General features: G+C 43.1%; 17 protein-coding genes and 2 pseudogenes. 10 read left to right on the top strand and 9 right to left on the bottom strand.

Annotated elements, in window-relative coordinates:
- Window positions 1–41: 41 nt before the first annotated feature.
- From JOC74_RS11995 to JOC74_RS11980, 4 genes and pseudogenes are all read left to right on the top strand, one after another.
- Complete coding sequence (locus JOC74_RS11995; RefSeq protein ID WP_082364112.1) at window positions 42–986, top strand: ABC transporter permease; 945 nt, start codon at window positions 42–44, stop codon at window positions 984–986.
- 22 nt (window positions 987–1,008) lie between these two features.
- The gene (locus JOC74_RS11990) at window positions 1,009–1,857 is read left to right on the top strand and encodes an ABC transporter permease (RefSeq protein WP_211086156.1); all 849 of its coding nucleotides are present in this window, start codon (window positions 1,009–1,011) and stop codon (window positions 1,855–1,857) included.
- 13 nt (window positions 1,858–1,870) lie between these two features.
- Window positions 1,871–2,887, top strand: a complete 1,017-nt coding sequence (locus JOC74_RS11985) for an ABC transporter ATP-binding protein (RefSeq protein ID WP_053604796.1) — start codon at window positions 1,871–1,873, stop codon at window positions 2,885–2,887.
- Window positions 2,881–3,885, top strand: a pseudogene (locus JOC74_RS11980) (ABC transporter ATP-binding protein). Before JOC74_RS11985 ends, JOC74_RS11980 begins: the two are co-directional and overlap by 7 nt.
- Before the next feature lie 757 nt (window positions 3,886–4,642).
- Here JOC74_RS11980 and JOC74_RS11975 read toward each other — a convergent pair.
- Both JOC74_RS11975 and JOC74_RS11970 read right to left on the bottom strand, forming a co-directional pair.
- Window positions 4,643–5,084: pseudogene (locus tag JOC74_RS11975) on the bottom strand (class I SAM-dependent methyltransferase); the annotation flags it as partial.
- 117 nt (window positions 5,085–5,201) lie between these two features.
- The gene (locus JOC74_RS11970) at window positions 5,202–6,242 is read right to left on the bottom strand and encodes a 2,3-butanediol dehydrogenase (RefSeq protein WP_053604792.1); all 1,041 of its coding nucleotides are present in this window, start codon (window positions 6,240–6,242) and stop codon (window positions 5,202–5,204) included.
- A gap of 387 nt (window positions 6,243–6,629) precedes the next feature.
- Between JOC74_RS11970 and JOC74_RS11965 the strand changes: the two genes are divergently transcribed.
- Window positions 6,630–7,250, top strand: a complete 621-nt coding sequence (locus JOC74_RS11965) for an NUDIX hydrolase (protein ID WP_053606144.1) — start codon at window positions 6,630–6,632, stop codon at window positions 7,248–7,250.
- A gap of 108 nt (window positions 7,251–7,358) precedes the next feature.
- Here JOC74_RS11965 and JOC74_RS11960 read toward each other — a convergent pair whose 3' ends face one another.
- From JOC74_RS11960 to JOC74_RS11940, 5 genes are all read right to left on the bottom strand, one after another.
- A complete protein-coding gene (locus tag JOC74_RS11960) occupies window positions 7,359–8,093 on the bottom strand; it encodes a DUF4825 domain-containing protein (RefSeq protein WP_053604791.1) in 735 nt (244 codons plus the stop codon).
- Entirely contained in the window at window positions 8,093–8,587 is a 495-nt protein-coding gene (locus JOC74_RS11955; RefSeq protein WP_312883811.1) for a sigma-70 family RNA polymerase sigma factor, read from the bottom strand. Before JOC74_RS11955 ends, JOC74_RS11960 begins: the two co-directional genes overlap by 1 nt.
- 371 nt (window positions 8,588–8,958) lie before the next feature.
- Window positions 8,959–9,483: an SRPBCC family protein gene (locus tag JOC74_RS11950; RefSeq protein ID WP_053604790.1), complete on the bottom strand. Its 525-nt coding sequence runs from the start codon at window positions 9,481–9,483 to the stop codon at window positions 8,959–8,961.
- 34 nt (window positions 9,484–9,517) lie between these two features.
- Window positions 9,518–9,844 (bottom strand): ArsR/SmtB family transcription factor, encoded by a 327-nt coding sequence (locus tag JOC74_RS11945; RefSeq protein ID WP_053604789.1) that lies wholly within the window; start codon window positions 9,842–9,844, stop codon window positions 9,518–9,520.
- A 194-nt stretch (window positions 9,845–10,038) separates the two neighbouring features.
- Window positions 10,039–11,124 (bottom strand): GntR family transcriptional regulator, encoded by a 1,086-nt coding sequence (locus tag JOC74_RS11940; protein WP_053604788.1) that lies wholly within the window; start codon window positions 11,122–11,124, stop codon window positions 10,039–10,041.
- A 250-nt stretch (window positions 11,125–11,374) separates the two neighbouring features.
- Here JOC74_RS11940 and JOC74_RS11935 point away from each other — a divergent pair, with 250 nt between their 5' ends.
- From JOC74_RS11935 to JOC74_RS11920, 4 genes are all read left to right on the top strand, one after another.
- Window positions 11,375–12,739 (top strand): extracellular solute-binding protein, encoded by a 1,365-nt coding sequence (locus tag JOC74_RS11935; RefSeq protein ID WP_053604787.1) that lies wholly within the window; start codon window positions 11,375–11,377, stop codon window positions 12,737–12,739.
- Between the two features lie 164 nt (window positions 12,740–12,903).
- Entirely contained in the window at window positions 12,904–13,782 is an 879-nt protein-coding gene (locus tag JOC74_RS11930; protein WP_053606143.1) for a carbohydrate ABC transporter permease, read from the top strand.
- Window positions 13,783–13,796: 14 nt separating this feature from the next.
- On the top strand, window positions 13,797–14,621 hold the full coding sequence (locus JOC74_RS11925; RefSeq protein ID WP_053604786.1) for a carbohydrate ABC transporter permease: 825 nt from the start codon (window positions 13,797–13,799) through the stop codon (window positions 14,619–14,621).
- Window positions 14,622–14,640: 19 nt separating this feature from the next.
- Entirely contained in the window at window positions 14,641–17,772 is a 3,132-nt protein-coding gene (locus tag JOC74_RS11920; RefSeq protein ID WP_082364109.1) for an alpha-mannosidase, read from the top strand.
- A gap of 40 nt (window positions 17,773–17,812) precedes the next feature.
- Here JOC74_RS11920 and JOC74_RS11915 read toward each other — a convergent pair whose 3' ends face one another.
- Window positions 17,813–17,953 (bottom strand): hypothetical protein, encoded by a 141-nt coding sequence (locus JOC74_RS11915; RefSeq protein WP_158320316.1) that lies wholly within the window; start codon window positions 17,951–17,953, stop codon window positions 17,813–17,815.
- Between the two features lie 294 nt (window positions 17,954–18,247).
- Window positions 18,248–19,060: an SDR family oxidoreductase gene (locus JOC74_RS11910; protein WP_053604784.1), complete on the bottom strand. Its 813-nt coding sequence runs from the start codon at window positions 19,058–19,060 to the stop codon at window positions 18,248–18,250.
- Window positions 19,061–19,225: 165 nt separating this feature from the next.
- Between JOC74_RS11910 and JOC74_RS11905 the strand changes: the two genes are divergently transcribed.
- Window positions 19,226–19,864, top strand: coding sequence for a TetR/AcrR family transcriptional regulator (locus JOC74_RS11905; protein WP_053604783.1), 639 nt, complete (start codon window positions 19,226–19,228; stop codon window positions 19,862–19,864).
- The last annotated feature ends 154 nt before the right edge of the window (window positions 19,865–20,018 follow it).

The following is a 20,018-nucleotide window of genomic DNA, read 5'->3' as shown; positions in this document are numbered from 1 at the left end:
CTGGCGGTTTTCTTCCATTTCTAAATAAAGGAGTGATTCTTGTGCTTCACTATACAATCCGCAGGCTCCTGTCTGTCATACCCGTCATGCTCGTGGTCAGTATCATCGTATTCCTGCTCGTTCACCTGACACCTGGCAATCCAGCCTTCATCATCCTTGGTGAAGATGCATCCCCTGAAGCCGTTGCACAGCTGGAAGAACAGCTTGGCCTGAATGAGCCCCTATATATTCAATTTTTCGACTGGCTCAAACAAGTCATCACTGGTGACCTAGGAACAAGTGTCTATTCAGCCCAGCCGGTCACGGAACTGATTTTTGCCAATTTTGGTCCGACTTTCAGTTTGATGATCTTGTCCCTGCTCTTTATTTTGATCATCTCCATTCCGATTGCGATCCTGATTGTTTCTTTACGTAAAACGATTCTGGATCCATTATTCACAAACGCATCCCTGCTCGGTGTGTCGGTACCGGAATTCTGGCTTGCCATCTTGCTCGTGCTGGCATTTGGGGTGACATTCCCGATATTCCCGGTTGCCGGTTATATGCCGCTTGCCGAGGGTTTTGGACCCTGGCTTTATCACTTGCTTCTGCCTGCTTTTGTACTGGCGCTTGTAGAGATTGGTATCATCGCAAGGATGCTCAGGGACAGCATGCTTGATTCCGTGAATCAGGATTATACAAAAACGGCACGAGCAAAAGGTGTCCGTGAACGTGATGTATTGATGAAGCATGTGTTCGCCAATGCGCTCATTCCGACAACGACTGTCCTTGGCGCCACTGTCGCAGGGCTGCTTGGCGGGACGGTCATCATCGAAACGCTGTTCACCATCCCAGGAATCGGACAGCTGCTGATCGACTCGATTCACCGACGGGATTATCCGGTGATTCAAGGCGTGGTACTGTTCATCGCTGCCATCTACGTCTTCGTCAACCTCGTCGTCGATCTCTTGTATGCATTCCTTGATCCAAGGATCCGCTATGACTAAAGCCAAAGGAGGTACATAAACGATGATGTCCAAGAAAAGGAACATTATTGCATTGACTATATTCCTATTGATTGCCCTGGCAACCATTACTGCCAATTGGTGGCTGCCAGTCTCCCCTACGGCGATGGATGCCAACCAGCGACTGCTGGCACCGTCTGGCGCTCATTGGTTCGGCACCGATGATTTCGGTCGTGACATTTTCGCCCGTGTCATCGTCGCTGCCCGTGTGTCTTTAGCTGTCGGCGTCATTGTAGCCATCATTGCGACAGTCATCGGTACATTGATCGGTCTTGTATCCGGCTATTTCTGTAAAACCGATTTTATCCTGATGCGGATTGTGGACGGCTTTCTCGCTTTTCCTGCCCTGCTTTTGGCATTGGCACTTGTAGCGGCACTCGGCGGAAGCATCACGAATATCGTCATCGCCCTTACGATTGCTTTCTTCCCAGTCATGTCGCGCGTGGTCCGCTCCGCCGTACTGCAAATCAATAATGCGCAATACATTGAAGCAGCCCGGACAACAGGGACTAGCAATATCGTCATTTTATTCAAATATATATTGCCGAATGTACTCTCCCCTATCATTGTGCAAAGTACATTCATTTTTGCCAAAGCAATACTCGCAGAAGCTGCACTCAGCTTTCTCGGTGTCGGTGTCAATCCATCCACGCCGACTTGGGGAAATATGCTGCAGGAATCACAGATTTATATTACGATCTCTCCCTGGTTCTCGATTTTCCCTGGTATCGCAATCGTCATCACCGTCTTATCGCTGAACATACTTGGCGATGGACTTCGGGATGCTTTCGATCCGCATAGCATCAAGAAAAAGCGGAAACGCAAACCAAAACAAACAGCACCAGCTGCCTAGAGGAGGTTACATTATGCTAGAAGTAAAGGATCTGCATGTCCACCTGGATACACCAGCCGGCCTCGTCAAAGCGGTTGATGGTGTATCCTTCCGACTGGAAGCTGGGCAGACCATCGGCATTGTCGGGGAATCGGGCAGCGGAAAAAGCGTCCTTGCTCATTCACTGACAAAGCTGAACCCGGAACCGCCAGCAACCTATCCAAAAGGAGAAATCCTCTTCGAAGGAGAAAACATCCTGACAATGGATAAAAAGCGCCTGCGCAATCTGCGCGGGAAAGAAATCGCAATGATTTTCCAGGATCCGATGTCCAGCCTTAATCCTGTTTTCAAAATCGGCAGACAGCTGATGGAAGCCATCCAGACCCATCAAAAGCTTCCCAAAAAAGAAGCTCGCCAAAAAGCGATCGAGCTGCTGGAAGATGTCGGCATTCCAGATCCGGAACGCCAGTTGCAGAATTACCCGCATCAATTCTCCGGCGGGATGCGTCAGCGTGTCCTGATTGCCATTGCGCTTGCTGCCAGGCCGAAGCTGCTCATCGCGGACGAGCCGACAACAGCTTTGGATGTAACGATACAGACACAGATCATTGAACTATTGAAAAAGATACAAAAGAAATATGGTACAGCCATCATCATGATTACCCATGACCTCGGAGTGGTGGCAAATCTGTCAGATCGAATCCTCGTCATGTATGCAGGCAAAATCGTCGAGTCCGGCAGTACAGCAAATATTTTTTATGACACGGCCATGCCGTATACATGGTCGCTGCTGCGCTCGATTCCAAGACTGGATGCAGCTGGTTCCGAACGGTTGCTGCATATCGAGGGGAATCCGCCTAATCTGATACATCCGCCCAATGGCTGCAATTTCCATCCCCGCTGCCCATTTGCACGAGACGCTTGTCTTCAAACCGATCCTGCGCTTACTGAACGCGGCACCGGCCACTGGGCTGCTTGTGTGCTCAGCAAGGCACAATTCGATGAAGAAAAACAAGCTGTGGCAGAGCAGAAAGGAGTGCTGCTATCTTGACCGCATTATTGGAAATCAAGGATTTACACGTCCATTTCCCGATCAAGAATGGTGTATTGCAGAAAACGACTGATCATGTGAAGGCTTTGAATGGTATCGATTTGACCGTCCATAAAGGAGAAACTTTAGGGATTGTTGGGGAATCCGGCTGTGGGAAAAGTACACTTGCCAGAAGCATCGTCGGATTGCATAAGCCTACTTCCGGCGATCTCCTTTTCAACGGAAAGCCGTATACAGATGCATCTTCCAAGGAACTTTACGAGCTGCGCCGCAATATGCAAATGGTTTTCCAGGATCCGTATACAAGTCTGAATCCGCGCATGAAAGTGAGTGAAAGCATTGCTGCTCCTTTGAAGGCATACAAAAAGACAAAAAATCTGGAATCCCGGGTAAAAGAGCTGATGGAGCTTGTCGGATTGAATCCCGATGACCATTATAACCGGCTGCCGCATGAATTCTCCGGCGGTCAGCGTCAACGGATCGGAATCGCCCGCGCCCTTGCCCTGGAACCAAAGCTGATTGTCTGTGACGAGCCTGTCAGTGCACTGGATGTATCTGTCCAAGCCCAAGTGATCAACTTATTTCAGGATCTTCAGAAGTAATTGGATCTGACCTATGTATTCATTGCGCACGATCTATCCGTCATCAATCATATTGCCGACCGCGTCGCCGTCATGTACCTTGGCAAAGTGATGGAAAAATCCAATCGTGAAACATTCCAGACACATGCGCAGCATCCTTATACCAATGCATTGCTATCCGCTGTGCCTTTGCCAGATCCCGACAAGGAACGGGCACGGGAACGCATCGTATTGAAAGGCGAACTGCCTTCCCCTGCCAATCCGCCAACAGGCTGCGTATTCCATCCCCGTTGCCCGAAAGCGACGGAATTCTGTAAGACGAACATCCCCGTCCTGGAGGAACGCGGGGTGCCTGGACAGGAAGTAGCTTGCTTCTTCCCTGTTGGTGCGGAAGAGAAAGCGAGGATTACGTTATGATAAAATTCCTTTGTCTTTTGCTTTTACGGTTTTCGGCTCGTTCGGTACGGCCGAAGGCAAATGGAACAGGAACCTACGGAATGTAGGCGCAAGCCGTACAGTCCGTGGTTATCGGGCCATTTAGTGCCGAAGCGACACGTACAGAATGACAGAAAGCGTTTTTTGCTTTCTGATCAGTCTGTAGTGCTGCCGCCCAAACAAAAAACAAATAGAACGTTTTATACAGTAAAGGACTTTTAAAAATCTCTTCCTGACGGTGTTTTTTCAATCGTCATGATCCAATCTAATTCGTCGCTTGTTCTTTTTATTCATTATCCAAAGGAATGAAAACTTGAAAGATAAAAGCAGACTGATTTGGCCAGCTTTACACTAGCTGAAATATGACATATATAGCAACTTCAGCTACAAGCAAATAAATAATGTACCTGGAATAATTATATACGTCATCTTCATAATTTTTTTCACCTTTGAACGTCCATGCGATGCGAATAAACCCAATAGTGTTAATAATAAGATGATCTCACTTATTAGTTTAAAAGACATTCTTCCTCCCCCATTACAGGTTATGCTTTACCACTCATTCCGACATTGCCATCCATAGTAACCCAACTCGATTGCAATAGTTGATGCACTAACTTTAAAACCGGCTTTAATTAACGAATTAAAAATCAATCTGGCAGCTAAATCATATTGCTTTGTTGTGACGTAGGTCCAGATATAACCTTGTAACCATTGTCTTGCAATATTACCATAACTATCCAACCTGCTGGGTAAGAAAGGTGCCATTATCAGAAAGAATCCTTCGAACTTCTTTTATAGAGTAAGATTCATGCCGATTCAGAATTAAGTCGAATTGAGAGTCTTGGAAGGGAAGATCTGTATCCCCGTCAATGCTGACCACGTTTATTCCCATAGGTTCGAGCATCTTTTTAGCAAACAGGGACATTAGGCTTGTAGGCTTCAGTCGCAATGACAGATCCGGTAAAAGGTCCCAGCAAGGATAGGAACTCTCCGCCGCCAGTCCCCATATCCAACATCGAGTGAGCACGGTGAATAAGTGAAATCGCCATGCTTCCGTAAGACCAAGAAAGCAAGCTGCTACTCATACGGCCGGTTTCAGAAAGAAAGGAAAAATCCCATCCGGAAAATTGATGATCAGCATGTTTCATGAAATGTATAAAATTAGAATCGTTTATCATTCGAGTACCTCCGTTCTTTTTTGCAGTTCATGGGATTTAGCTGTCCTGCTTTTCAGGAGGTCCCCGTATCTCGTGATAACATTGTTATATAAATGGTTCCAGCATTCTATGCCGCTCCTATTCAGGTTGAACCAAAATTTTCACTTGGTTTTTTTCTTTCACAAGGGCATTAAATCCTTCTTCAATCAGGTCGTCTAAATCGATTTTTTTCGTTACGAGTTTATCGGCTGAGAAAAAGCCTTTTTTCATCAATGAAAGGACTTCAGGAAAGACGTTACGGTAACCAATAATTCCTTTTACAGTGCGTTCTTTGATCACAATATCGTTTGGAAGGATCTCAGCCCCTTTTTCCCATATGCTTACGATCACGGTTTCACCGGAAATATTGGTTGATTGAATCGCTTGACGCAGGACAACAGGGACACCAGTTACCTCAAAAGACACGTCAACCCCGCCGTTTGTCAGTTTGGTTATTTCTTCAACTGTATCCCTAACTTTTGATGGATCAATAATGATTGCTCCGAGCTCTTCAGCTTTTTGCTGCCGTTCTGAAGAAAGTTCAACCGCATAAATGTCAGAAGCACCAGCTGCTTTCAACGCTTCAATGACTAACAGTCCGATCGGTCCGCACCCAAAGACAGCCGCTTTGTCACCTGCTTTCAATTTGCTTGAACGAACGGCATAAAGAGCAACGGCTGACGGTTCAACGAGTGCCCCTTGTTCATAAGAAAGCTCACCAGGCAGCTTAAATACCAATTCTTCATCAACAGAAACATATTCTGAGAAGCCTCCGCCGCCGCCGGCTAATCCAAGGAAGCCCATTTGTTCATCAAGGTTGTATGCGCCTTGGTGACCGTGGGTAGCAAAAATAGGTTCAACGACCACGCGATCGCCGACTTGAAAGTTTTTCACAGATTCCCCGACTTTAACAATCTCACCGGAAATTTCGTGGCCCATGGTGACAGGTGCTGTTTCTTTCGTTAGGGGGTGCGGCTTGTCAACAGGTATAAAAATAGGACCTCCTAAAAATTCATGCAAATCACTTCCGCAAATACCGCACCATTTAATTTTGATTTTCACCTTGCCAGGTTCGACTTTTGGTTCCTCAATGTTTTCAATGCGAATGTCTTTTTGATTGTGCCATCTTGCGGCTTTCATGAATAATCACTCCTGAAATCACTGAATTTAAGCTATATTGACGATGCATACAATATGAGTTTTAAGATATATTAGTTTGGAGAAACAAGAGTTATAATTTAAAAGGTGACACTTGCTAAAAATATGTAAGCTCATTTTACTAAATATCCCCCAACCAACATGGATTCATATCGGAATGCAAATGATAGCTTAAGTTAATTGTACATCTAATTAAGTTTTAATTTAAATATTAATGCTCAATTTTTCCAATTTGATATATTAAAAAGAAATTATGAAAAAGCTGAAGTTTAATGGATTCTTTAATCATTTCATGTGGGTATTGGGTGTCATTGCTGTATGGGAATTTTTGCACGGAGCAACGTCAATAAAACAGAAGGAGGAATGATTATGGAAAGCGAGATCCTGAAAATATTTGATGATCAACGAAATGAAAAAGGGACTGCAACACGTGAAGAAGTGCACAAAAAAGGGTTTTGGCATGAAACGTTTCATTGCTGGTTTGTTAGCAGGGAAGATGATGTTGAATACCTTTATTTTCAGCTTCGCAGCGAGACAAAAAAAGATTACCCAAACCTTTTTGACATTACGGCCGCAGGGCATCTATTAGCTGACGAGACAGTGCGCGACGGAATAAGGGAAGTAAAAGAGGAGATAGGAATTGATCTATCATATCATGAGCTTGTCCCTTTAGGTGTTATTAAATATTCCCTTCAAAAGGAAGACTTTCTTGATAATGAAATGGCCAATGTCTTCATGTACGAAAACAGCATCGATATGCATGAATTTGAACTGCAAAAAGAAGAAGTATCCGGCATTGTAAAAGTCGAATTTACTCAGTTTTATAAGCTTTGCACAGGAGAGGCGGATGAAATAAGAGTACAGGGATTTCAAATGAATAGAGATGGAAAACAACTGACACTTAATCAGCTTGTAGGGAAGGATAAATTTGTTCCGCATGATAGTATATATTATGAAAAGGTTCTAAGCCTCATTAAAGAGAATCGCTGAAGAGGATATATCCACCCATTATAGGAATATATCCTCCCGTTTTTTAAATATATCCGACTATTAGAGGGAAATATCCTCTCTTGCTCTTAATATATCCGCTTGAGCGGATCACTCCTTTTTGAGCGGATGCGAAGCATAAAAATCTTCAACTTTTGTCTTATCAGCTAACGTTTCTTCAATCACTGTTTGGGTCCATGCTGGTACATCGGTGGACAATTCGTGCAAATCCATTTTGTAAAAGTCCTCTAATTCGTTTCTTGAGATCGTAAAGGAGTACGGACCCTCTTCAGTCGCAAAATGAAAGGTGACCTGCTCGACATTTTGAATCAAAATAAATAGAGAGGTGGAGTTGTAAAGAAAGATCCCCTTGTTAGCAGGCGAAGCCAAATCTTTCGGCGAGTTTTCCTGTAAGTTGTAATTCACAGTCAAGCCGTATGGGCTTTTCTTCGTCTGTAATGATATTTGTTGTTGATTTTGGCCGTTTGGTACAGGCAGCTTATTGAGTATTCCGATGACAGCGCCATTGTCTCCAATATAGCTGTCTCGATAAGGTAGGAGGTCACGGATGTTTTTTTCAGTCGTATTTGTTGAAAGGTACAATGACTCTGTTTGGGCTCCGTGGTCCTGCTGATGAATGACTGAAGTGAAAACAGTAATGCAAAAGATGAGTACGACGGCCGCTCCCGCAAATATATTAAAAACTTGCTTACCTTTAGTCCCGAAATGTTTTGTGCTTTCTTGTTCCATTAAGGTTCGATGGATATTCATTTTGACTTCTTCCCTTAAGCTGGGCTGAGGCATTGAACTTAAACGTTTTTCTAGCGTATCTTTATTAGAATTCATCAGCAATTTCCCCCAACTCCTTTTGTAATGCAATTTTTGCTCTGTGATAAGTTGTATGTACCTTTTTTTTGCTCCATTTCAATATCTCCGCCGCTTCTTCCGGTGATCCCCCGAATAATTAATATGTCCCGGTATGTTCCATGCAGCGTTTGAATCGCTTGAAAAAGCCTTTTGTTTTCTTCATTCAATTGAAGAATGGTTTCTGGTGTTTCTTTGGTGGCTGATTCGTGCTTATCATTAAGAGAAAGAAACTCCTTCCATTTGTTTCTTTTCTTTTTCCTGAGTTCATCAACCGCAACATTTCTCGCAATACTGTACAACCATGTCTTCGGGCTTGAGGTTCCTTTGAAGGAGTCAATCCCCTTTATAGCTTTAATAAACACTTCTTGAACAAGATCCTCCACATCTGAAGTTCCCATCCGGTAAATAAAAAAATGATAAATATCATTGCTGTATTGATAAAACCAATCAGAAATTATTTTCTTGCTTTCCATAGACTAGCCCCCGGTATTTCGCTTCTACTATATTAGACGAATGCTTGGTCAATTTATCTCAGGAAGATTTCTCAATTTAATTAAAAATAACACCATTCTAATTTTTGAACAGTGCCTGAGCATCAATTTTTTTGGATAAAATGCTGTAAAATGAGCAATACGATTTGATTTTTTAAGAATTTTCCGCATTCTTAAGAGGGGAGATCAGACCGAACTCCTGAAGATTGCTTATTAGAGATGAGTACGACGCATATCCAGGCTTAAAGAAGAAGAAATTTCTAAAGGTAGAGGTTCAGCAAACATTACAGAATAAAAATATAAAAAGGCTGACATCAAAAAAGAGTCAACCTCAATTGTTTGCTTATGGTCTATTACTGAAGTTCTTCTAGTAAATCGTCGAGGCGGTCGAACTGTGAAGCAAATCCTTGGACGACGCCCATATCCATTACTTGCTTAAGATTCTCGATTGAAGTGAATTCAGAACGTGTAATAAGTTTCGTTTTATCTTCAAGTTCAATGAATTCCATTGTTATCTTAATCTCTGGCATCCCGCCGACGGGTTGGCCATCCTCATCTACAAACTGATCAGTATAGACAATTTTTTCGGGGACGATTATCTCATGATATACAGCTTTTCCCCAAGATTCCTGGCCGAAAAATTCTCCTTGGTTCTCATCTGTGCAACGCATGCAATAAAGCCATACGCCGTCAGGCTTAAACTCAAATTTACGATTTTCTGTTTGCCATCCTCTTGGTCCCCACCAGTTGGCCAAATGTTCAGGGTCTGAAAACACTTCGAATAAGAGAGTTCGCGGTGCATTAAAGATCCTCTCCATAACAAGTACTCGTCCTTCTACGTTCGTAGTAAAACTGTTTTTCACTTTGTTTTCGGACATTTCCCTTCCTCCAGTCATTTTTTTCGAGGGATTGTCAGTCTTTTTTCGGCAACCCACTCAAATAATCATCCAATCGATCAAATCTTTCTTGCCATGCACCTTGAAAAGATTCCAGCCAATGATCTAGATCTTGGAATGGCTGCTGCCGTAGCTTGTAGATGCGCCGATTAGCAACCGGTTGCACCTCGACAAGTCCGGATTCATTTAGTATGCGGAGATGCTTGGAAGTTTGTGGCTGGAGGAGACCAAGGCGTTCAGCAATTTCCCCTACAGTGAGAGGACCTTCACGCAAAAGTTCGACAATGTGTAGTCGGTTGGGCTCGGCCAGTGCATTCATAGTTGTTGTGATTTTTACGCCCATATAACTTTTCTCCTTTCACTTTAAATATAACCATTTCGGAATATTCTTGTCAAGGTATATTGAGGATTCCGTTGTATACGGTGAACGAGGAGCTCTATATCTTGAAAAATAAAGAAGCAGCATAATGCCTGCTTCTGTTTTATTTTAACCAAAAGATTTTAAGATGATAAGAATAATAAAAAAACAACCTATAGTCAGTCTACTTTTTTTCCTCTCGTCGATTGCCCGACGATAAGCTCTGCGCGAATCGATATTTTATTTTCTGCTTCTTCCTGATTCATTAGGTTCAGCAATGTTGCAAGTGCTGTTTCGCCCAACGCCTTTTCGTTTTGGCGGAGATGAGTGAACGGAGGCTGGCCGAACATAGTGGGCGGGCTGTCAAAGCAGATTAAATCAATGTCTTCGGCGAGATGCTTCGATTGTCGTTTAATTGCTTCTGCAGCAAGTAAGGCAATCGGGTATTCGAAGGCGAAAATGGCGGATATCTCCGGATACTGTCTTAGGTGGCGAAGGATTTTTTCTGCTTCCTCCTCAGGGATTCCGCTATCTCCATGAATGGAAGTCAGCCAGTGCTTTCTTTGAAAAAAAATACCTCGGTCAGCGCTGAATTGAATGACCGCTTTTGATCTTTCTTCAAGGACATTATTCGATTGTAGCGAGGGGGACAGGATGGCAATATGTTTATGTCCCAAAAAAGTCAGATATTCCAGACCGGCTTGGACGGCCCTTGAATTATCCGTTCTAACGGATGCCATGTTAATTCCATTGATTGTCCGGTCGACGACGACGATAGGGAACTGGGAGATGACAAGCTGAAGGATGCGTTCGCTTATATATTCTGATTTAGCGGGGAATACAATGAGTCCGTCTACTCCAAATTCCATTAGCTCTTTAATGGCCTCATCCTCTTTTTCCGGAATTCCGTAGGTTAAGCGAAGAACGACCATGCATTTTCCCGCAGCAAAGGCTTCAATGGCAGAGACGATTTCTGTTCCGTAATGCTCAGTCATACTAACCATCACCAGACCAATCACTTTTTGTGAAGATGAATTCTGATTTATGGTTGTTTGGTTTTTTACAAAAGTTCCCCGGCCTACATGACGTTCGACAATTCCTTCAGCTGCAAGCATTTCAAGTGCCTTCTTACTCGTGATTCGGCTCACGCCGTAGGCAGAAGCCAGGTCCAGCTCAGAAGGAATTTGCTCACCTGTTTTATAGGTGCCATTAAGAATATCCTGTTTAATTTGTTCATAAAGGTTTTTATATAATGATTTAGACATGAAGATCTCACTTTCTTTATGAATTGATATATCCAATTTCAGCGTAGCATAGAAATTTTAGAATAACAATCGTGAGAAATGCCTGTTTATCAATGATTAAAAAGAGTGAAATAAAAAGTATATGTTTACATATCAATTAGGGCCATTATATAATAGCAACAGATTTACCAATCTATGAAACTCAAATTGAATGCGCTTACAACATTCTTTATGATCTCGTGTGAAAAAGTGTACTAAGGGGGTTCACGGAATGACAAAAAGGAAGTTTGTTTGGTTTGCAGCGGTGCTGATTGGTGTTCTAATGCTTTCGACTTCTTGCTCCAGTGCATCAAATTCAAAAGAAGGGGACAAAAAGACGGTTACTGTCGTCTTTCGATCTGCCGGTTCTGAGGATCCGCTAATGAAATATTTTGATTCAGATGTTTTAGAGGAATTTGAAAAGGAGCATTCGGATATTGACGTGAAAATTACTCCGATTACTGCAAGTGAAGGTGATTACTTTTCCAAAGTAGCGCTTCAGATGAAATCCTCAAGTACTGCCCCTGATGTCGTGGCAGAGGATACATTTATGCTGAACTCGGATGCCAATGCCGGTTATCTCGCGTCCATCGACGATCTTGTTTCTAAGTGGGACGGATGGGAGCAAATCATCGACAATTTAAAAACAGGTGTCACTGCAGAAGATGGGAAGGTATACGGAGTGCCGGCTACATCCGATTCAAGAGGGCTTTGGTACAACAAAGAAATTTTCAAAAAAGCAGGCCTGCCAGTTCCGTGGCAGCCGAAAAATTGGGAGGATATTTTGGCTGCAGCCCGGACTGTGAAAAATAAAGTCCCGGATGTCAATCCGCTGTTAATGCAAGTCGGCAGGGCGAATGGTGAAGCTGTTTCGATGCAAACACTGGAAATGCTGCTCTACGGGACAGGTGACACATTATATAATGAGCAGTCAAAAAAGTGGGTGGTAGACAGTAAAGGGCTGCAAGATTCATTTGCCTTTATCGACCAAGTGTTTAATAAAGATAAAGTTGGACCTGAGTTGTCGGTCGTTATGAGCGGACAGTCAGGGAATATCGCGTTTGAAAAGCTGATGCCTGAAGGTAAATTGGCGATTGGATTAGATGGAAGCTGGAATGCGGGACGTTGGACGGAGAATGGACCTGCGCCGATTGAAAACGTCGAGGAAAAAATCGGCTTTGCCCCGATGCCGACCCAAAACGGACAGGAGCCGGGAACAATCACCATGTCCGGCGGATGGGCTTGGTCAATTTCTGAGAAATCAGATCTTAAGGAAGAAGCATGGGAGTTTATTCAGTTTTTGATGGAAAAAGAGAATAGCGTCAACCGTACGCTCCAGGATGGGAATTTAAATACACGGAAGGATGCCGTTGAGGTAGAGGAATATATAAACCGCCCGTTCGCAAAGGAAGCTCAAGAATATTTGAAGGCAGCTCAGTTCCGTCCGGCGAATGACAAGTATCCAGCTGTTTCAACACAGATCCAAACAGTTGTCGAAGCGGTGGCGACCGGCAAGCTGACTCCTGAGAAGGCAGTACAGCAATATAAGAGCGGAGTCGAAAGAGTAGTCGGAAAGGAGAACATTGAAGTCAAGTAGAATATTCTTCAATCAGTGGAGGGACATTCTAGTCCCCTCCTGCTTTTTATGGAGGATTAGCGAAAGGTGATGCTAAGAATCATGAATCGTTTATTTTTAATTGTTGGAAGGGGGAAAAGAAGATGGGAATTCCATCCCCCGATTTGAAAACAAGCCCTATTGTCATGAAACGGAATAGAAATCATGAAAGCAGAAAAGCAATTTTTTTCTTACTGCCTTCTTGGATCCTTTTGCTGCTGTTTTTTATCACACCGGTTCTCCTGACGTTTGGCTTTTCTTTTACGAATTTATCTTTAACCGGGGCTGATGCTGCGAACATTCAATTTGTAGGCTTTCAAAACTTCGTCAATATGTTTCAAGATCCCGAGTTTCGCATCAGTGTCTATCGCACCCTCGTCTTTTTATTTTTTTCCGCAGTCATCGGCCAGGTGCTGCTCGGATTAATTCTTGCTGTTCTTATGAAAGAGAAAAACATAACATTCCGCCGCTGGGTCGGAATGATTGTGATCGCCGGCTGGGTGACGCCTGAAATCGTCGTTGCGTTTTGCTGGGTGGCTTTCTTAAGTGATGATGGAACATTGAATACGATCCTGCAGACTTTTGGCCTCACCTCCGTATCATGGCTCTTTTCTTTTCCAATGGTGAGTGTGGTCATCGCAAATATTTGGCATGGGACAGCCTTTTCGATGATGGTGTTTCAATCTGCCTTGGATGATGTGCCGAAAAGCATTCAGGAAGCGGCAGTTATCGATGGAGGCTCTCGCTTTCAAATTTTCAGCAAAATTACTTTGCCGCTGGTGAAGGGTTCAATAGTGACGAATATGATGCTTGTAACCTTGCAGACATTGGGCGTATTTACGCTGATTTATACGATGACAGGCGGAGGTCCGGGAAATTCTACGCAAATCCTGCCAATTTTTATGTATAACCAAGCATTTGTTAATTATCAATTTGGCTATGGAACTGCAATCTCCCTTGTTTTGCTGGTCATTGGCATTATCGCCAGCTTGCTTTATATGCGCTCGATGAAGGTGAAACTTTAAAAGGAGAAATTCATATGAGGATATCAAAAAAGGAGAAAGCCGTTCATTATGTCATTCTTGTTTTTCTTGCGCTCTGTTTTCTGCTTCCGTTGTTGTGGATCCTTCTGTCATCAGTAGATTTGCATGCCGGGCAGGCCATTAAGCTTCCTGAAAAAGTGACGCTTGAAAATTACAGCTCCATCCTGTTAGATCCTGCGAACCTGCGATCCTTTGCCATCGGCCTGTTTATTTCACTAGGCCAGGCGGCAATTGTTGTTCTCGTCGCGGGACTTGCGGCGTATCCATTATCCAGGTATCGATTAAAATATAAGAAATCGTTTTTGCTTTCGATTTTGTTTATGACAGCACTTCCGATTACAGCGGTTATGGTACCTGTGTATCAATTGTTTTTGTTTTTACGGCTGCAGGATTCCATTTTAGCTACGACGTTGTTTTTAGCGGCGTCGGCTCTGCCGTATGGAATCTGGATGATGAAAAACTTCATGGATTCAGTTCCGCTTGAGCTTGAAGAATCGGCATGGGTGGACGGGGCTTCTGTACTTACCGGACTGCGAAAGATAGTTGCTCCGCTCATGCTTCCCGGAATTTTTACGATTGCGATTTTCACCTTCACAGGAAGCTGGGGGAATTTCTTCGTACCTTACATTCTTTTGCAAACGCAGGAGAAGCTGCCTGCATCAGTCACACTGTATCAGTTTTTCGGAAGCTATGGCATGGTGGAGTATGGAAAATTAGCGGCCTTTTCCCTGCTTTATACCCTGCCGTCCATCGTCCTTTACAGTTTTTCGCAAAAATACATGTCCAAGGGATTCAGCTTAGGAGGAGCAACAAAGGGATAAATGTGAAAGGGGAATACAGATGTCTTTTTTAAAGAAAAAACAAATCGAGAAAAGAATTGAAGAACTTGAACAGCACCGCTATCGCGAGCGGAGAAGCCTTGAGGTCTTTTTTTCAAAAGAAGATGAAGAAGCTTTAGTTGCCCCAAAGGTGCCTGAGCCTTCTGATTTTAAGGAAACGATTAACGTGGGAAGCTATTGGCAAGGAAGAGATCGTTATCTTTGGCTTGCAAAAGAAATCACTATTCCGAAAGAATGGGCAGAAGATACGGTTGTCGGTCTTTTTGACTTCGGAAAAACAGGGGAGGGGGGCAATTCCGGTTTTGAATCGCAATTGTATGTGAACGGAAAGATGTATCAGGCGATCGATTCGAACCACAAGGAATTGTTTTTTGAAAAAGAATGGAGCGATTCGCCAATTTATTTAGCCTTCAGGCTTTGGTCCGGTTTAGAGGGGGGAGGCGAGCGGAAGGATCAGGAGCATAAAATCGCCCAGGCAGAAATTGCGATCTTGGACGAACAGACAGACGACCTCTATTATACGGCCTATGCGATGCTGGAAACGATAAAAGTGCTGCAGGATCACTCTCCTGAACGGGTGAAGCTTTTGTCCCTTTTGGATAAAGCCTTTCGCATCATAGACTGGAAAGAGCCCGGATCGGATCCTTTTTATCACTCAGTTTATCGTACGAATGATTTTTTACAAGCGGAAATAGACCAGCTGGAAAAGCATTCAGACGTAACGATCCGCTGTATCGGACATACGCATATTGATGTCGCTTGGCTCTGGCGTCTCAAGCATACGAGAGAAAAAGCAGGCCGTTCATTTTCTACGGTGCTGAGGCTGATGGAAAAGTACCCGGATTATATATTCCTGCAAACCCAGCCGCAGCTTTACGCTTACGTCAAAAAGGACTTTCCGGAGCTTTATGAAGAGATGAAGCGAAGGATTGATGAAGGAGTCTGGGAAGTTGACGGGGCGATGTGGCTTGAGGCCGACTGTAACCTTCCGTCTGGAGAATCGCTTGTCCGCCAAATCCTCGAAGGCAGCAAGTTCATTAAGAATGAGTTTGGGAAAGACGTTCATTACTTGTGGCTGCCTGATGTCTTCGGATATTCATGGGCTCTGCCGCAAATTTTAAAGAAATCTGGCATTGACACGTTTTTAACCTCAAAGATTAGCTGGAATCAGTTCAACCGGATGCCGAACGACACCTTTACATGGAGAGGGATCGACGGAAGTGAGGTTTTGACACAATTTATAACGACGCCTGACCCGGGAAGCCCTGAAAATTCCTGGTTTGCCACGTATAATGGACAAATCCTTCCTACTACGGTAACGGGAACGTGGGATAACTACAAGAATAAGGAGCTCGCAAAGGAATTGCTGCTATCATACGGCTATGGCGACGGGGGCGGGGGCGTCAATCGGACCATGCTGGAAATGCGGCGTCGCTTGGATAAGATGCCAGGTCTTCCTCATGTAAAAACCGGAAACGTCCGTCCGTATTTTGAGGAATTGAACAAACAGGTAAAGGAAACATCAGAGTTTGTGCCGACGTGGGATGGTGAGCTGTACCTTGAGTACCACCGCGGTACATATACGAGCCAGGCATACAATAAAAAAATGAACCGTCTTCTTGAATTAAAGCTGAGAGAAACAGAGTTTATGCATGTTTGGAAAGCTGTATCCTTGGGAGGTTGGGAGACCTATCCAACGACCCGGCTGGAGGAAAGCTGGCGGACGCTTTTACGAAATCAGTTCCATGATATTATTCCGGGCTCCTCTATCCGGGAGGTATATGAGGATTCCAAAAAAGAATACGAGGAAGCTGAAGAAACGGTCGATCAACTGCTTCATGATGCTGTTCTTGCATTAACAGAACGTAAGGGTCGAGCATGGACGATTTATAATTCATCAAGCTGGTTGCTGGATGGAATCGTTGAGGTTCAAACAGACGAGGAAGGCACATGGGTGGATGAAGCAGGAAATGAACTAACAGCTCAGAAAAAGGATAACAGCTGGCTTGTTGAAGTGAAGCAGGTACCGGAAACCGGCTGGAAACAAATCGAACTGCAGCCTTCACAGAACAGGAAGCCTCTTGCCGCCGACTGGTTTGACTTTGAGGAGCAAGTGCTCGAAACACAGTTTTATCGAGTGGAATTTAATGAGCAAGGACAAATCCAGTCTCTATTTGATAAAGAAGCCGGCAGACATGTGCTTGCTGAAAATGAAAAAGGAAATGTATTTCAGATATTTGAGGATAAGCCGCTCGAATTTGATGCCTGGGATATTGATATTTACTATCAAGACAAAATGACCGAGGTTTCAAATCTCGAGGATTTCAAGCTGAAAAAAGCGGGTGCTCTGCAAGTTTCAATTGAAGCCAGCTGGCGCTACGGGAAGTCAACCATCACGCAAGAAATGATTTTTTATAAAAACCGGAAAGTGATAGATTTCTCCACTCATGTCGATTGGCACGAGCAGCAGCAGCTCTTGAAGGTCGCTTTCCCTGTCAGAATCAGGGCTACGCAGGCTACCTATGATATTCAATTTGGCAATGTGAAGCGGCCGACCCATTGGAATACGTCATGGGATATGGCAAAGTTTGAAACGGTTGCCCATCAGTGGGTCGATTTTTCTGAACAGAACTACGGAGTCAGCCTGCTCAATGACTGTAAATACGGCCACGACATTAAGGATCACGTCATCCGCCTGTCTCTAATTAAATCGGCAAAAGCGCCGGATTTTATGCAGGATCAAGGAAATCATCACTTTACTTATTCTTTATACCCGCACGCAAACAGCTGGGTCGAAGCGGAAACGGTAAAGGAAGCATGGAAGCTGAATCACCCCTTTACAGTTTCAGAAGGGTTTGCGAAAGGAAATCAGCAGCTCTTTGCCATCAATCATCCATTTCTCCACTTGGATGCAGTGAAAAAAGCAGAAGACAACGAGGATCTCATTATTCGCTTTCATGAATTTGCCGGCGGAACACAGGACGTCACGATCACACCTGCCTTTCAGTATGATGGCTGGCTGGAATGCGATCTTCAGGAACGAGGCACAGCAGAGGAGAAAAAGGCAGGTCCTATCAAGTTAACGGTAACACCTTATGAGGTGAAAACCGTGCGGATCTATAGAGGGGAGTAAAAAGGAGAGGCCGACACCTAAAACAGAGTCGGCCTCATTCTTATTTATTTTGATCGCTGTTCAAATTTCTCCTTAGATCTGACTGTTGTTTTTTCGCTAAATCATCGGTTGCAGCGCTGGTAAATTTCGCATTAACATCTGAGTTTTTTTCGGTGAGACTGCGGTTATTGTCTTTTTCCATGGATTGACCCTCCTCAGGTACTGTGAAATGTTCGGTTATATTTTTACCGATTCATGAAAAAGAATTCCTTATATAGGCTGCTTTTGTAACTTTTATATTTATTTCACACCTTTTTTATACTATTTTGCGTGAATAACAAATAATAGACCATACATATTAGTTCTTACTAAATATGTATGGTCCAATTTACGTTCCTTTTCAACAAGTGCGGTCTTTTCTTTAATAACTACTTGCGTTAACTGGTTTCGTATTATAGGAAATGAACATCTGTCGATCATAGAGCTTATCCACGTCTCATCTAAAGTTACTAGTAATAAACTTCATAAATTCATCATCCGATGATTCCTTTCTTTTGTTCTCCAGAAATTTTGCATCTTCACCTGCAAGATATCGAAAACGCTCTGTTTGATCTATTGCGGCTTCATAAATCACCTTAGCCACGAGTTCCGGTGTAGAGACGTTGGTCTGAAAACTTTCCATTTGCTTTTGAAGTACCTTTTCATGATAGGTTTTATACACTTCCAAGGATTCATCCATTATCAATTCCAAGGATCGACCTGTAAAGTCCGTGGCAATGTTTCCAGGCTCTATCACTTTTACCTTAATATTTTGAGTTGCTAGTTCATAGTAAAGTGATTCCGAAAATCCTTCAATTGCCCACTTGCTCGCATGGTAGAGGGATATAAGTGGAAAGGCAACACGTCCACCAATAGACGATAAATTAATAATCATTCCTGCCTTGTTCGTTCTGAAATGGGGCAGAATGGCTTTGGTTGAATTCATAACACCAAACACATTCACATCAAATTGCTTTTTGACCTGAACATCAGTCGCAGCTTCAAAAGGGCCAAATGCAGCATAACCCGCATTATTCAGCAGGACATCAATTTTACCGAAATGTTCAATTCCTTTTGTGATAGCATCTTGAATCGTTGCTTTTCGCTCGACATCTAGCTTTGTCACCAAGACACAATCCAATCGATTTAATTCCGTTTCTTTCTCTGGAGACCGCATGGTAGCCACCACATTCCATCCCCGCTCTGAAAAATAGTTGGCAGTTGCTCTTCCAATACCCGAAGAAGCTCCTGTAATTAAAATCGTCTTCATCTTTATCCCCTCCTTGTTTGATTCTTCGCAAAAAGTATATAACACAAAATAAACAAAGTAAACTAAAATTACTTATTTAGTATAGTGCGTTTCTTTTTCTTATATTGTTTATTTTGTACAATAATTCGATATAATGGTGTATGTAAAGAAAGGAGGCTTATTCTTGTGAAAAAATCAGCAAGTACTGACAAATACATCGAAAAGATCAAACCAATTATAAGAAAAACCAGGTTTAGTCAACTGACAATAGATGATATCGCAAGGTGTATGGATATTAGTAAAGGAACACTTTATAAGAATTTTTCAACGAGAGACGAGATCATAGAGGTAGTCGTAGCGCATTATATTAACTACCTCGATGAAGCAGATACCATTGTACAAGATGAAAATTTTTCATTTGCCGAGCGTTTCCAAAAAACGTTTGAACATTCATTGAAATGTGTTATCTATGTATCTGATTTGTTTTTAATTGATCTTAAAGAATCCTATCCATATTTGTTTGAAAACCTTGTGTCTGCCCAGCAAAATCGTATTAAAAACCTAGAGTCTTTCTTTAAAGCCGGTATGAATCAGGGGATATTTAACCGGATAAATGCTGTGTTGTTTATGGTTCAAGATGATGCTGTCCTTCGTCGCATCATGGTACCTTCATTTTCCATAAAGTATGATCTTACCTTAAAACAAGCACTTATGGACTTTTATCAAATGAAAAAGTATCAGCTGTTTAAACCGGAATATCTCAATACAGTTAATGATTCAGTTATTGAGAAAGAGATTGTTCAAACCCTATCGACAATCACATAAGCGCTGAACGTCTTTTAAAGGACAAAATCCTTCTTACTGGACTTAAGTGAAAATTTGTGAGTACAAAGATTAGAGGCCATTAACACCCTTTAATTCTTGGTATGGTGTTAATGGCCTCTAAAGAATTGTTTAAATGGTAAGCTTTAAAATTTTC

It is taken from the genome of Bacillus capparidis, from assembly GCF_017832095.1.
In the GTDB taxonomy this organism is placed as follows: domain Bacteria; phylum Bacillota; class Bacilli; order Bacillales; family Bacillaceae; genus Bacillus; species Bacillus gobiensis.
The sequence above is the reverse complement of the archived record's forward strand: the minus strand, read 5'-3'. Positions and strand labels throughout refer to the sequence as shown.